The sequence below is a fragment of the Thiomicrorhabdus hydrogeniphila genome (genome assembly GCF_054656895.1).
Map to the genome: position 1 here is coordinate 2,187,013 of NZ_BAAHXL010000001.1, position 14,694 is coordinate 2,201,706.

Here is a 14,694-nt window from a genome sequence, read left to right on the forward strand (position 1 = left end):
ATTATTAAGAATGACCCAACTCAATTCATTTTGGAAACGTTCTAAAGCTTATTTGCACGCTTGGTTTGTAGACCATGAATTTTTGCGCAGCGTATTTAGAAATTTCTACGCCCTTTCTAGCAATGCCTACCGCAGCAACCACCCTTCGCCTGGCTTTGTAAAAAAGTTGCATTATAAGTACGGTGTTAAAACCATTATTAGTATGCGCCGTGCCGATACAACGGGGGCTTACCTTCTTGAAAAAGAAGCTTGTGATAAATATGGCATTACGTTAATAAACCATCCAATGTCTTCACGTTCCTTACCGGATATTGATAAAGTTTTGCAAGCTAAAGAAATTTTAGAAAATGCAGAATATCCCATTTTAATTCACTGTAAATCTGGTGCCGATAGAGCTGGCATGATGAGTGTGTTTTACAAACTATTTATTGAACACCAATCTATAGAAGATGCCCTAAAACAATTAAGCATGAAATACGGTCATTTTCGTTGGGCAGAAACAGGTAAATTAGATTACTTTTTTGATAATTACCTTGAATATAAAAAACAAAACCCAAACACTGAGTTTTTAGACTGGCTAGAAAATCATTACGATAAACCCAAGTTAAACAGCGAATTTCACAGTTCTAGCTGGGCCAATATTGTAGTTAATAAAATACTTCACCGAGAATAATTCATGCTAGATCGCGCCACACTTACACTATATCGCCGTTTATTGAATTACATTTTGCCTTTTAAAGGCATGATTGCTATTACTTTATTGGCCTTAGTCACCATTGCCGTTATGGAACCTGCTACGGCTTGGGTTTTAAAAGAGTTAGTGGACGAAAGCCTTATTGCTAAAGACCCCGACTCTTTTGTAAAAATGCCGCTATTACTGGCCGGTATTTTTATTATTAAAGGGGTTGCTGAGTATTTTAGTAAGGTCTTTAGCCAATGGATTGCCCAAAAGGCCATTTTGGCAATTCGTGAAGATATGTACTACAAAATGCAACACTTACCTTTTGGTGTATTTCAAAGTTACGGCACAGGTAAATTAATGTCTAAAATCACCTATGATGTACCACAGGCCAGCACCGCTCTGTCTACCGCCTGGGTAACTTTAATTCGTGATAGTTTAACGATTATTGCACTTATTGCCTGGCTTCTTTATATCTCATGGCAACTCACTTTATTACTGATTATTATAGGGCCTGTAGTGGCTTTTATTATTGATAAAGCCAGTAAAATGATGCGTCAGTCCAGTAAAAACATGCAAAAGAATATGGGACAACTCACTCAGCGTTTAGAAGAAAGCTTAACCGCACATCAAGATATTAAAATTTTTGGTGCTGAAGAGTATGAGCAAAACCGTTTTCAAAAAACCGCTCATGAATTACTCACTAACACTATGCGAGTCACTAAGGTTTCGGCACTCAATGTACCTTTAGTTCAGGTATTAGCCGCGATTGCTTTGGCAGCGGTGGTTTATTTTGCTTTACAAATGTCTGCACAAAACCAGTTTACGACGGGTGAACTTTTATCTTACATTACCGCCATGGCTCTGATTTTTGAGCCTATTCGCCGTTTAACCAGTATTAATGAAACCATTCAAAAAGGCATGGCGGCGTCAGAAAGTATTTTTGAACTACTTGACCAACCGAATGAAACCAATCTTGGACAAGAAAGACTTGCCAATACAAAAGGCACTCTTGTGCTTAAAGACGTTCAGTTTCAATACCCAAATAGTGATCATGCCGCTCTTAATAATTTCTCACTCACTATTCCAGCAGGCCAAACCACCGCATTGGTTGGTCAATCAGGCAGTGGTAAGTCAACTTTAGTCAATCTGCTCACTCGTTTTTACGATACCAACGAGGGTGAAATTTTATTAGATGGTCAAAACATTCAATCTTTAGATCGTCATTTTTTAAGAGAGCAAATCGCCTTAGTTAGCCAAAAAGTTACCCTATTTGATGACACGGTTGCCGCTAATATCGCTTACGGAAAAACAGAAACCGAACGTGAAGAGATTATTGCCGCCGCCAAAGCCGCCCATGCTTGGGAATTTATTGAAAAACTTCCTTTAGGTTTAGACACAAATATTGGCGAAAATGGCAATCTACTTTCAGGTGGGCAACGTCAACGTTTAGCCATTGCTAGAGCCTTTTTAAAAAATGCGCCTATTTTGATTTTTGATGAAGCCACCTCTGCCCTAGACAACAAAAGCGAAAATATGATTCAAAGCGCTATGGAAGTGCTTAAGCATAACCGTACCGTGATCGTTATTGCCCACCGTTTAAGCACCATAGAAAATGCCGACAATATTGTGGTGATGGAACACGGTAAACTTATTGAACAAGGCGACCATAACAGCCTACTAAGAAACAAACGTACCTATTCTCAACTGTATAACCAAGGACAAGCAGGATCCGACGATTTATGAGCAAAACTTCAAAAACCAAACATGTACCTGAGTTTAGTTACCAGTTCCTGCACCCAAAATACTGGGGGATTTGGTTAGGTATAGGTTTATTACGGTTATTGGCATTTATCCCCTACAAACAAAAATTTAAAGTAGGTAAATTACTCGGTAAAATTATCTATTTGATTGCGGGCAAACGCCGCCGTTTAGCTAAGGCCAACATAGATTTATGCTTTCCAGAAAAAACTGAAATAGAACGTAATCAAATCCTTAAAGAACATTTTAACTCTATAGGCATCGCTGTCATTGAGATGACCATTGTTTGGTGGGGAAATCATAAACACAACCACAATAGTGCGTTTGAAAGAGGTATGGTGAACTTTATTGGTGAGCACAACTTACATCAAGCTCAACAGCAAGGTAAAGGGGTATTAATACTTAGCCCCCACTTTACAACCGTTGAATTATCAGGCCTGTTTGTTTCATTCTTAACTAATTACTATACGGTGTATCGCCCTCACGACAACCCTCTTATGGATTACCTTATTGGCAAGGGTCGTTCAATACAACTTGATAATGGTGAACATGTAGAGCCTGTCTCTAAAAATAACACTCGACAAATGCTTAAAGTTTTAAAAGCTGGCAAAGTCATGATTTTGTTACCAGACCAACGCTATCGCGCAAAAGGCCATATTGAAGTGCCTTTTTTTGGGGTATCAGCCAAAAGCAATCCTGCTACATCAAAAATAGCCAAAATGACGGGTTGCACAGTAGTGCCCGCCTTTACCAGGCGCTTAGATAATAATCAATATGAACTAGAGTTTATGCCCGCTTTAGAAAACTTTCCATCCGGCGATGATTACCAAGACACCCTCAGACTACATCATATATATGAAGAAGAAATTCGCCGCAATCCTAGCCAGTATTTATGGGTTCACAATCGTTGGAATCTTAAAGACTATTAAGCTATTCAAAATAAAACCTTTTTACCAGGCCTGGTGGAATTGAACCACGAAGTCACGAAGGCACGAAGATTTAAAAGAGTACTTAAAATACCATCTTCTTAACCACTTAAGACCGTCGTCTATTGAATGCACTTCTATATTTTTGATTAGAAATGATTCAAAAACCTCAACAACAATGATTAACCAACACGGCAAAATAAAAATCGTAGTTTTTTTTAAAAAAATTCGTGTCTTCGTGACTTCGTGGTAAATAGATAACATAAAACAAAAAAAGCCGTAACGGTATCAACAATTACGACTTAGTTATGGTTACTAAATGCGTTTTACCAGGCCTGGTAAATTGCAAAAAATATGAAATTAATGCTTTAAAAACTACAACGTCATCCTCTGGCTTGACCAGAGGATCTTTTAACCTTTTATAGATTATCGGGTCAAGCCCGATAATGACGGTGTGAATTTTCTAAATTAACATCACTAAATAGAAACGATAATTCATTTAAAAAAACTTCGTGTCTTCGTGACTTCGTGGTGAATAAATAATATATAAAATTAGTGATGACCTTTATGATGTTCTGGATCAAAATCTTTTAAGACGTACTCCGCACCACAATATGGGCATTTTGCATGACCAGTTTCTTCTATTTGTAAAAAAACTCGTGGGTGTGAATTCCACTTACTCATATCATCAGTTGGGCAGTGCAAAGGTAAATCATCATAAGTTACCTCATAATATGATTTAGAATTTGTTGAGTTTCCGCTCATTAATATCTCCAAGATTCTGTGTTTTTAAACAAAAGTTATCCGCAAATTAAGCAACGGTTGTTAACCAGTCTAAATGTTTTTCAGAACGGCCATGAACAATATCAAAATACATAGTTTGCAGCTTTTCGGTAATAGGTCCACGTGAACCGATGCCAATTGGGCGATTATCTAATTCACGAATAGGCGTTACTTCTGCCGCTGTACCGGTAAAGAATGCTTCGTCAGCAATATACACTTCATCACGTGTAATTTTCTTTTCTATAACATCAAGACCAATTTTTTTGGCTAATGTCATAATTGTTTTACGAGTAATACCATCTAAACAACAAGTTAGTTCAGGCGTATATAAAACACCATCTTTTACCATAAAGAAGTTTTCGCCAGAACCTTCGGCAACATAACCATCTACATCTAACAATAAAGCTTCATCACAACCGTGATTTACCGCTTCTTGTAAAGCTAACATTGAATTCATGTATGAACCATTTGATTTTGCTTTGGTCATAGTCACGTTTACATGGTGACGGGTAAATGATGAAGTGGCAATTTTAATACCACGGGTTAAATTTTCTTCACCCATGTATGCACCCCATTCCCACGCAGCAACCATAACATGAACCTTAAGGTTATCAGCACGGATCCCCATCCCTTCTGAGCCATAAAAGGCCATTGGTCGAATATAGGCTGACTTTAGATTATTCTCTCTAACTGCTGCTCTTTGAGCCTCATTTAAAGTTTCTTTGTCAAAAGGCATGGCCATGCTAACAATTTTTGAAGAATTAATTAAGCGATCTGTATGAGCGTCTAGTCGAAATATTGAAGTACCCTGCTCGGCTTCATAAGCACGAACCCCTTCAAAGACACCCATTCCATAATGCAGCGTATGAGTTAATACGTGAACTTTTGCTTCACGCCAAGGAACCATTTCGCCATCTAACCAAATTACACCATCTCTATCTGCCATCGTTTGCATTAACAAATTCTCCAACCAAACTTTCATAAATTATTTAAGAAAGACATTTTATCTCAAATACACGCTTACTAAATTGAATATTCACAAATTTTGTATTAAAAATCACATTTTTATACTATATATGCTACTTTTTGCTTATCAAAATCAATAGGACTTGAATTTTTTTTAAAATTCGCTAAAATTATTTGTTTGAAAGCATGTATATACCTAGACATTACTATGTATATACCTAGACATTACTAAATGTCTACACGCAACCTCAAAAAAGCAACCTTGCAGAAACTATTTATAAACATCTAACCAGTTGTCATTCTTAACGAGAATACATACTAGGTTTTTATAAATAGCCTTCTCAGGTTGCTTTTTTTGTTTATTTAATCTCATTTGTTCACGGAGTGACTGCTTGGCGAATAACGCCAACGTTAAAAATTTATGTCAGACCATTTAATGAATACCTATGCAAGAATGCAAGTGACTTTTAAAAAAGGTTACGGCGCTACTTTACAAGACACGGATGGTAAAACCTATCTTGATGCAATTAGCGGCATTGCCGTTTGTAGCCTTGGGCACGCTCATCCAAACGTTAGTGAGGCTATTTGCGAACAAAGCCAAAACTTAATTCATACATCAAATCTTTACGAGATTGAAAACCAAACTAAATTAGCGGATAAGCTTATTAGTCATTCTGGAATGGATCGAGTGTTTTTCTGTAACTCCGGTGCAGAAGCCAATGAAACCGCCATTAAAATTGCTCGTAAATATGCACATCAAAACAATATAGAGAACCCTGCAATTATTGTGATGGAAAACAGTTTTCACGGTAGAACACTGGCCACCCTTTCCGCAACAGGCAATCCTAAAGTACAAGAAGGTTTTGCACCATTAGTGCAGGGCTTTATTCGTGTGCCTTATAATGATATTGAAGCAGTTAAACAGCATTCCGATAATCACAATATAGTCGCTATTTTACTTGAACCCGTCCAAGGTGAAGGTGGAGTGTACGTACCTCAAGCTGGTTACCTAGCTAAACTCAGAGAAATTTGTGATAACAATAACTGGCTACTCATGCTTGATGAAGTACAAACCGGTATTGGCCGTACAGGTCGTTGGTTTGCTTTTCAACATGAAAATATCAAACCAGATGTTGTTACATTAGCAAAAGCCCTAGGAAATGGTGTACCGATTGGTGCTTGTATGGCACATGGTAAGGCTGCACAAGTACTAGCTCCAGGCAATCACGGTACCACTTTTGGCGGAAACCCTTTAGCCTGTGCGGCTGGTTTAGCGGTTATCAACACCATTGAAACACACGGTTTTATTGAAGCTGTTGCCAAAAAAGGTGAATTAATTCTTAACCGTTTTAAAGAAAACCTTAAAGATGAAAGTGCTATTGTTGATATTCGTGGTAAAGGCTACATGATTGGTATACAACTTAACCAACCTTGTGGTGACTTAGTTGCCCAAGCACTAGAACAAGGCTTATTGATTAACGTAACGCGTGGCGATACCGTACGTCTATTACCATCGTTTGTTATGAGCGATGAACAAACTACTCATTTAATCGAAACATTAAGTTCTTTGATTAAAAATTATTTAAATAAACAGAAAGATTAGAAAGATGACCGTAAGACACTTTTTAACCCTAAATGACTTAACCCCAGATGAACTGCAACAAATCATGCATCGTGGGATTGAACTTAAAAAAATGCACAAAGCAGGCGAGATTTTTGAACCGCTTAATAATCAAACTTTGGCAATGATTTTTGAAAAATCATCCACTCGCACACGTATCTCATTTGAAGCAGGCATGACCCAACTAGGTGGTCACGCACTCTTTTTATCTTCAAACGATACTCAGTTAGGTCGTGGTGAGCCCATAGAAGACAGTGCTCGTGTCATTTCCAGCATGGTCGATGGCATTATGATTCGTACCTTTGGTCACGATATTGTCGAAACGTTTGCTCAGCACTCTTCTGTGCCGATTATTAATGCATTAACCGATGACTACCACCCATGTCAGCTATTAGCCGACATGCAAACCTATCAAGAACACCGCGGAAGCATTAAAGGCAAAGTCGTGACTTGGGTTGGTGATGGTAACAATATGTGTCATTCATATATTAATGCTGCTGCTCAATACGACTTTACCTTACGCATTGCGTGCCCAGAAGGTTATGATCCAAATATGGATTTAGTTAATAAACACAGTGATCGAGTACAAATTGTACGCAACACATTAGAAGCCGCTCAAAATTCTGATTTAATTACTACCGATGTTTGGGCGAGCATGGGACAAGAAGAAGAACAAAAACTACGCGAAAAAGCGTTTGCCGATTATCAAGTGAATAAAGAAGTCATGGCGCAAGCCAATTCAGATGCTCTTTTCATGCACTGCTTACCTGCTCACCGTGGTGAAGAAGTTACAGCAGACGTTATTGATGCGCCCGATTCCGTTGTATGGGATGAAGCCGAAAATCGACTACACGCCCAAAAAGCCTTACTTGAGTTTTTGATGTCTAAAAAATAGCATCGACTAAAAATTTTATTTAAGCCAAAAAAATCCCGCAAATTGAAACCTTTCAAATGCGGGATTTTTTTGTTTTAGACACAGCATTAACAACAACGCTCGCCCTTAAATGTTTACTTTAGAGATATCTCGTACAGCCTCTAACTTTACCTTTTACCAGGCCTGGTAAAACTGAAAAACTATATTGTTTTTCTCGCTAAAAATGCCTGTGAAAGCGTGCCACTATCCAAATACTCTAACTCTCCACCCATCGGGATTCCTTGCGCTAACCGCGAAACCGTCACACCATTTTTAAGCGCAAGTTGCTGAATATAATGTGCAGTTGCTTCGCCTTCAACAGTAGGGTTCGTTGCAATAATCATTTCAGATATAGTACCGGTTATTAACCGTTTTTCTAACAAGTCTAAGCCAATTTGTTGTGGTCCAATACCATCAATCGGTGATAAATGCCCCATTAATACAAAGTATTGACCTTGAAAGATGCCGGATTGTTCAATAACCGATACATCCGATGGCGACTCGACAATACAAAGTTCGCCTGTATCACGGCTGTTTGAGCTACAAATTGAACAGGTTTCTTGCTCGGTTAAGGTTCGGCATTTTGAACAGTGCTGAACCTCTTTAACGGCTTTTTCTAACACTTTTGCTAAGTTTGAACCACCGCTTCTATTTCTTTCTAAAAGATGATAGGCCATACGTTGTGCAGATTTTGGCCCTACACCAGGCAAAACTCTAAAGGCTTCAATTAACTCTTGTATTAGTGGACTTTGCAATGCATCTACTCAAATGATTAAACAATAAATTAAATAATTAATTCAACAATTAAAAGGGCATCTTCATACCTGCAGGCATATTCATACCCGCAGTTAAGCCACCCATTCTTTCCTGAGTCACTTCTTCTACTTTACGTGCCGCACTATTTACCGCTGCTGCAACTAGGTCTTCTAGCATCTCTTTATCATCCATTAAGGAGTCATCAATCTCTACCTTAACCAATTCATGCTTACCGGTCATTGACACTTTAACCATGCCCCCGCCTGCTTCACCATCTATTTGTAATTTTGCAATTTCATCTTGCGCCTCTTGCATATTTTTTTGCATTTCTTGCGCTTGCTTCATTAAATTACCTAGGCCACCTTTTCCGCCAAACATAGTTTTTTCCTTTTTATTAGTTTTAAATTAACGAATGAATCAATACATTAATCAACGTTTAAATTTGTATACTTACTATAGATTTAAAGATAGCTTATTCTACAACGGTTTTATACTGGCTGGAATCACTTCCATGCCTAATGTGCTTACAAGTTGTTGCACCACATCATCAGCTTCTATTGAATTTTGTGCCGCCGCTAATTTATCAGATTCTTGTTGAGCATAAAATTTACTTGGCGTGTAATGACTATCTGTTTGCACGCAATTCAACTCAATATCTGCACCTAATTTTGCTTTAACCGCTTGGGCTATTTGCTCTAAATACATTTCTGGTTTTGCATATTGCTGTGCGGGGTCAATGCTCATAGCTAATTGTGTATCGGTTAATTCAACCAATACACTATTATTTGCCATTTCAGCCGCCATGCCTTTTAAACCTAATGTTTTAATAATAGCAATCCAGTTTGAAAGCTTATCACCCGTTGCAGAATATTCAAATTCAGGATGATTGTTATTTGCTTCTGTATTCTGATTATTTTCATCCGTAACTAAATCCGTTTGTGGCTCACTTTCCAAGGCTGTATTTTCAACAGCCGTATTTAGTGTGATTGATGTAGCTTGATAAGCATTTGGCTCAAATTCAGATTGATTAACCGAACCTGCTGAAAATTCATTTTCCGTAACCCAAGGAGGAGCCTCTTCTATTTCTTCTAGAGCATTTAACGGTGAGCTATGTTCCAAACCGTCAGGTTGGTAAGGCGGTTCAGTCAATGAACCAGAATTTTCTAAAAATGCATCATTCCCACTGGATTCAGACTCATCTGCATTTTGATTCTGTGAATTCTGTTGATTAGCTTGAATATTTAAGTTATTCAATGTTTCAGATAATTTAGGCGGAAGCTCCGATTCATCTTCTGTTGCTTGTAACGTAGTATCTATAGGATGTGCGACAGTGCTTGGTTCGTCATTCAGTACTTTATTGCCAAAAGGCTGTTTTAAACGCGCTCTAATTTGTGCTAAATGATCAGAATGGTGTGACTCTTCAGGTGCAATTGGCTCAGGTATCGGGGCAATCTCAGCTTGCTGATGAGAAGACTCCATTGTATTTTGATTATAACTGTCTGAGGAGACCTTTGATGAAGCAACAGAATAGTTATTTTCTGATTCTTTAAGATTAGGTCTTTCATCAGAATTATCCACCAAGTCTTCCTGTGGTAATTCAGTAGATACGCTAGGGTTAACCTCTTTTTGCACTGCCGTTTGAGGTTGGTCTTGATAGTCAATAGATTTCGGTTGTATATTTGCAGAGTTATTGCCACTGGGTTTTAAAGCTTCTGGGCTTATTTCAGCGTTTTTTTTTCCGACTAATGAACGTGCTGTCGCTAATCCGGCTAGAGCATCTTGCGGACTTGGCATCGCCTGAGTAGAGGTATTTTGACTAGATTTAGAGTCCGAATTATCTATTTCTTGAGCATTTACTTTGGCTTCGGCAGGTAAAAAGGCAAGCATTCGCATTAATGCCATTTCAAAACCAATACGAATATCCGGTGCTAACTGCATGTCTTGCTTAGCAAGTAATGCAACTTGATACAGCAACTGAACTCTTTCAGGACGAAATGCTTGTGCAAAACCTTGTACAATTTCAACGGGTAACAAAGTGGTGGTTTCATTATCGCCAAAAACCTGCACATAAGAAATGGCATGCAAGCTTTCTATTAACTGTGACAGCAAGGCCTGGTAATCCACTCCCATTGTTGCCAACTGCTGTATAACCGTTTTAATTTGCTCTGCATCGTCCGCAGCAAGCGCATTTAAAATGGCCACACCAAATTGTTGATCAACTAAGCCCAACATGGTTTGCACGGCTTCAAACATAACTTGACCAGCACCATAAGCGATCGCTTGGTCTAGCAAACTTAAACTATCACGTGCCGAACCATCTGCACTTTTAGCAATAAGCGCCAAAGCCCCATCTTCAAACGGCACCTGTTCTTGCTCTAGGATATAGGCTAAATGATTTTGAATTTGTGGTTGCGTTAATCGCATAAGATTAAACTGCAAGCAGCGTGACAATACGGTAATAGGTAATTTATGCGGATCGGTTGTTGCTAATAAAAACTTAACGTGTTCTGGTGGCTCTTCTAATGTTTTAAGCAAAGCGTTAAAACTGCTTTTAGAAAGCATGTGAACTTCATCAATTAAATAAACTTTGTAACGCCCTTGAGTTGGTGCAAACTGCACGTTATCAAGAATTTCACGTGTATCATCTACTTTTGTTTTTGAGGCCGCATCGACTTCAATTAAATCAATAAAACGACCTTCATCAATAGAACGACACGTATCACAAACCCCGCAAGGATGGGACGAAATACCTTCTTCACAGTTAAGTGCTTTGGCAAAGATTCGGGCAATCGTTGTTTTACCTACACCACGCGTTCCGGTAAATAAATAGGCGTGATGTAAACGCTGTTGGTCTAACGCATTAGACAATGCCTGCATAACATGCGACTGGCCAACTAACTCTGAGAAGTTTTTAGGGCGCCATTTTCTTGCTAAAACGGTATAACTCATACGTAAAGGACGACTCATTTAATTAAGAGACCATGACAAAAGATGACCTCAAGGATAAAATTAGGCGTTCATTTTAACGTGATTTGATAACAAAATTTGAACTATTTAAGTGTCTCTTTAACACGAGAAGTATGCACATTGATAAATGGTTAATATTTATTCAAGCATCTTTATATCTCAAGTTAAATTAAGATCAGTTTACCAGGCCTGGTATTTTATAAAATCCTATAAAAATAAAAAGCATAACGAAAAACATTACGAATTAAATAGCAATAACCAAAATCAAACCAGATATAAGCAATAGAAAATATTAAAACAGAGGAACTAAAAAATAAAAAAAAATAAAACGAAGGGAATAAATAACGGATAAAAAAATAACAGGAAAAATGGGTGGCAACTCTACCCGCCTTACCTCGGCGCACGCATCAGAAGGTACCGTTGCTTCCTTCCGGACCTGGCGGAGTTCCCAACTTAGCGTCGCGAGGGGACGAATAGAGTCACCATAATATGGAGCGGGTAAGGAGAATCGAACTCCTCTCATCGGCTTGGAAGGCCGAGGTAATAGCCAATATACGATACCCGCCTGGCGGAGAGCGAGGGATTAGAAGAACCCCGTCTTTCCTGGCACAGAGAGCATATCATTAAAAACATACTCGCTTTTGTACTCACTTTCAGAAAAGTCATTCCGAAACAGAACGGGAATTATACACAGATTAATCACCTTAATCTAGTTACTTTAATAACTCCTCCTGAAGAAAGTTAAATTAACTTACCTTACTATCTTCTTCATGCTGATAAACAACAGAAAGCTTATTATCAACCATATGCTTTATCACTTCATAATCGGGGTCATAGGTCGCAAGATTATGCGCGGCAATTCCAATAGCAGAAGCGGCGCCAAGCACACCTGTTACACCACCGAAAACTGTTGCACCAGCAGCGGCAATCCTTCCTTTTGTGTATATCCGACAACTCAGCCCCAGGGATTCAATCGCCTTCTCCACAGCTTGCACAGCCTCTGAAATATTCCCTGACGCCCCAACAACTTCAAATGTTTTTTTCTGCTTAATAAACTCTTGCAACTTTCCGTTGCCAATTTCACTAAAACTAATTTTTGTATCCATGTAACCACCTTTCGAAACTATTTACCTTTAACCAACACAAAAAATATTAGGTAAGCCATGAGAGGCGTCAAAACCATACCTATCACAAACCATACCCAAAACGATCTTCCAGCTCCCTTTGCCATAACTCCTAAAATTATTGCCAGTGCCAAATAGATTAAAAATAGAATTACCACCACTAATTCCTTAATAAAAATTAAAAACACGAACCATTGCTCCGTATACGGAGCAATACTAAGCCAAAAGTTTGTAAAAATCAAGCTCCGCATATGGAGCATTCATGAATACGATTGGACCCAATATTAAACGAATTAGAGAACAGCATGGCTGGACACAAGATCAACTTGCGGCAAAATGCAATTTAATTGGCTGGGATATTAGTCGAGGAACCCTTGCAAAAATCGAGGCAAAAGTAAGAAGAATCACCGATATTGAAATAATTCAAATAGCATCTGTACTTAAAGTGCCAATCTCCCAGCTATTTGATTAGAGATTTTCCTCAATCTGAATAACAAACAAAAGGAATCAAGTTTTGGCGATTAATAAACAGAGCAACAGACAAGAAACAGATCAGAATAAACCACCTGTTTTTAACTCCAAACCTAACTTATCTCCTGAAACCCATAGGCCTTACACCTCTTCTCGAAACGCAACAACAAAGTCAACTTCTGAAAAAAAATAGATTCACTATTAAACTTTTTAAAAAATAGCAACGTCAGCAATCAACCAATATCATTTTTCAAAAGCCCTTTTGGTACAAAGTACTTAACTTGGAATGGAGAAATCATTTTTTTAGGCGAAAAAAAGCTAAGAGAAAAAATAAAATTCGAATTTTACCATCAGACAGGTCGAGATATTACTGTAAGAACAATTGATTCCACTTTGCAAATCTTAAGCGGTGAAAGTGAACTTTGGCAACAACAAAACCTAACAATACCGATTAGAGTAACAACAAACGCACTCCACAATGTTTTGTTTGAAACACATATCAATAGAATAGTTCCTCTAACTAATGAATTCATAAACCTTGACGGCACTGGACTTTATCACCCAGAACCTGCAATGGATATCCAACTTAACCTAAATACACTGTACTTACCAGAAAATTTACTTCTTACTCATCCCATTGCGGCTCAGGAAGAAAATCGTCGAGAGCGACTCTTAAATTTAGAAAAGTTTTTAAAAGCGATAAACCTGTCAGAAAACCATATGCTATCTATTATTACTTGGCTGGTATCCACTTTAATCCCCATGAAAAACTTTACCGCATTAGAGCTGACTGGTGAAAGCGGCAGCGGAAAAACAAATGCTCAACAAAAACTCAGAGAGCTAGTTGACCCCAGCTCTATACCAATTAGCCCTCCACCCAATAACAAAAAAGACATTCATCAACTCACCATGAAAGGGCATGTATTAAGTATTGACAACGTCACAAGCCTTAAGCCAGAGATTCAGGGTTTATTATCTTCACTTTTATCGACATCTGGAATAGAAGTTCCATTTCCAAATGACTATAAAGAGTTTAATGGAATAATTCTTGTACACAGACCCGTCATTCTTAATTCAATCTACTCAGTAATAACAGAAAGAGTGCTGTATGAAAAAACGTTAACAATTGAACTTCCACCGATTGATACAATCAAAAAAACAGCCATCAGCGAACAGGATTTCACTAATGCTCAAATTGAATTATTTCAGCTAGCATCTGCTACAACAGAAATGATGAAAAATATTGACCCTTCCAGCTACCCTTTATATAGAAACAGCCAGATTCAATCTTTTTGGGAAACAGGATTGGTTATTTGTAAGGTATTAAACTTACCTAACTCAGAATTCATTAATGGGCTTAACCAGCTAGAACAAGATAGAGTCAGTGCCCAATTAGAAGAAAGCCCTACCGCTCAAGCTATTTTAAAATGGGCCGAAAAGCACCCAAACAAAGACACATCTCAAACAGTAAAAGACTGGCATAACACTCTTATGAAATTCCACGATCGATCTTGGGGAAGCTGGCCTGTATCCGCTCGACAAACAGGAGTCGAATTCAAGAAATATTCTTCGCTACTCAAAAGGTTTGGTATTAAGTTTACATCACTCGGTAAAAGAGGTTCATTCGTCCAATGGGCAATATCAACCCCAGACAAAATAAACTTCGAAAATGATGCAATTACCTACAAAGAAATAGAAATACCTAACGCGTATAACATTTAAAAAAA

General features: G+C 38.2%; 13 protein-coding genes, 1 tRNA gene and 1 other RNA gene. 7 read left to right on the plus strand and 8 right to left on the minus strand.

What is annotated here, in order from left to right:
• The first annotated feature begins 10 nt into the window (after positions 1–10).
• Genes ACYQ0E_RS09860 through ACYQ0E_RS09870 form a run of 3 tightly spaced genes read left to right on the plus strand, consistent with a single transcriptional unit; the run spans position 11 to position 3,369 of the window.
• Entirely contained in the window at positions 11–673 is a 663-nt protein-coding gene (locus tag ACYQ0E_RS09860; RefSeq protein ID WP_460188056.1) for a fused DSP-PTPase phosphatase/NAD kinase-like protein, read from the plus strand.
• A 3-nt stretch (positions 674–676) separates the two neighbouring features.
• Positions 677–2,425 carry a lipid A export permease/ATP-binding protein MsbA gene (msbA, locus tag ACYQ0E_RS09865; protein WP_460188057.1) on the plus strand — a complete coding sequence of 583 codons (1,749 nt, stop codon included), beginning with the start codon at positions 677–679 and terminating at the stop codon, positions 2,423–2,425.
• The gene (locus ACYQ0E_RS09870) at positions 2,422–3,369 is read left to right on the plus strand and encodes a lysophospholipid acyltransferase family protein (protein ID WP_460188058.1); all 948 of its coding nucleotides are present in this window, start codon (positions 2,422–2,424) and stop codon (positions 3,367–3,369) included. The genes msbA and ACYQ0E_RS09870 overlap by 4 nt, the downstream gene beginning before the upstream one ends.
• A gap of 549 nt (positions 3,370–3,918) precedes the next feature.
• Here ACYQ0E_RS09870 and ACYQ0E_RS09875 read toward each other — a convergent pair.
• Both ACYQ0E_RS09875 and ACYQ0E_RS09880 read right to left on the minus strand, forming a co-directional pair.
• On the minus strand, positions 3,919–4,131 hold the full coding sequence (locus ACYQ0E_RS09875) for a zinc-finger domain-containing protein (protein WP_460188059.1): 213 nt from the start codon (positions 4,129–4,131) through the stop codon (positions 3,919–3,921).
• 46 nt (positions 4,132–4,177) lie between these two features.
• On the minus strand, positions 4,178–5,104 hold the full coding sequence (locus ACYQ0E_RS09880; RefSeq protein WP_460188060.1) for a branched-chain amino acid transaminase: 927 nt from the start codon (positions 5,102–5,104) through the stop codon (positions 4,178–4,180).
• A gap of 432 nt (positions 5,105–5,536) precedes the next feature.
• Between ACYQ0E_RS09880 and ACYQ0E_RS09885 the strand changes: the two genes are divergently transcribed.
• Positions 5,537–6,718 (plus strand): acetylornithine transaminase, encoded by a 1,182-nt coding sequence (locus tag ACYQ0E_RS09885; protein ID WP_460188061.1) that lies wholly within the window; start codon positions 5,537–5,539, stop codon positions 6,716–6,718.
• Positions 6,719–6,722: 4 nt separating this feature from the next.
• Positions 6,723–7,631, plus strand: a complete 909-nt coding sequence (gene argF / locus ACYQ0E_RS09890; RefSeq protein WP_460188062.1) for an ornithine carbamoyltransferase — start codon at positions 6,723–6,725, stop codon at positions 7,629–7,631.
• A 179-nt stretch (positions 7,632–7,810) separates the two neighbouring features.
• On the opposite strand, the gene recR is transcribed toward argF, so the two are convergent.
• The 6 genes from recR to ACYQ0E_RS09920 form a co-directional block, all read right to left on the minus strand.
• Positions 7,811–8,404, minus strand: coding sequence for a recombination mediator RecR (gene recR, locus ACYQ0E_RS09895; protein ID WP_460188063.1), 594 nt, complete (start codon positions 8,402–8,404; stop codon positions 7,811–7,813).
• Positions 8,405–8,453: 49 nt separating this feature from the next.
• Positions 8,454–8,783 (minus strand): YbaB/EbfC family nucleoid-associated protein, encoded by a 330-nt coding sequence (locus ACYQ0E_RS09900; RefSeq protein WP_460188064.1) that lies wholly within the window; start codon positions 8,781–8,783, stop codon positions 8,454–8,456.
• A gap of 99 nt (positions 8,784–8,882) precedes the next feature.
• Positions 8,883–11,372 (minus strand): DNA polymerase III subunit gamma/tau, encoded by a 2,490-nt coding sequence (gene dnaX, locus ACYQ0E_RS09905; RefSeq protein WP_460188065.1) that lies wholly within the window; start codon positions 11,370–11,372, stop codon positions 8,883–8,885.
• A 379-nt stretch (positions 11,373–11,751) separates the two neighbouring features.
• Positions 11,752–11,848: signal recognition particle sRNA small type (ffs, locus tag ACYQ0E_RS09910), an RNA gene on the minus strand.
• Positions 11,849–11,862: 14 nt separating this feature from the next.
• Positions 11,863–11,937: transfer RNA gene (locus tag ACYQ0E_RS09915), tRNA-Gly, on the minus strand.
• A gap of 181 nt (positions 11,938–12,118) precedes the next feature.
• Complete coding sequence (locus ACYQ0E_RS09920; protein WP_460188066.1) at positions 12,119–12,478, minus strand: hypothetical protein; 360 nt, start codon at positions 12,476–12,478, stop codon at positions 12,119–12,121.
• Between the two features lie 280 nt (positions 12,479–12,758).
• Here ACYQ0E_RS09920 and ACYQ0E_RS09925 point away from each other — a divergent pair, with 280 nt between their 5' ends.
• Positions 12,759–12,968: a helix-turn-helix domain-containing protein gene (locus ACYQ0E_RS09925; protein ID WP_460188067.1), complete on the plus strand. Its 210-nt coding sequence runs from the start codon at positions 12,759–12,761 to the stop codon at positions 12,966–12,968.
• Between the two features lie 392 nt (positions 12,969–13,360).
• Positions 13,361–14,689: a hypothetical protein gene (locus ACYQ0E_RS09930; RefSeq protein WP_460188068.1), complete on the plus strand. Its 1,329-nt coding sequence runs from the start codon at positions 13,361–13,363 to the stop codon at positions 14,687–14,689.
• Positions 14,690–14,694 lie beyond the last annotated feature (5 nt).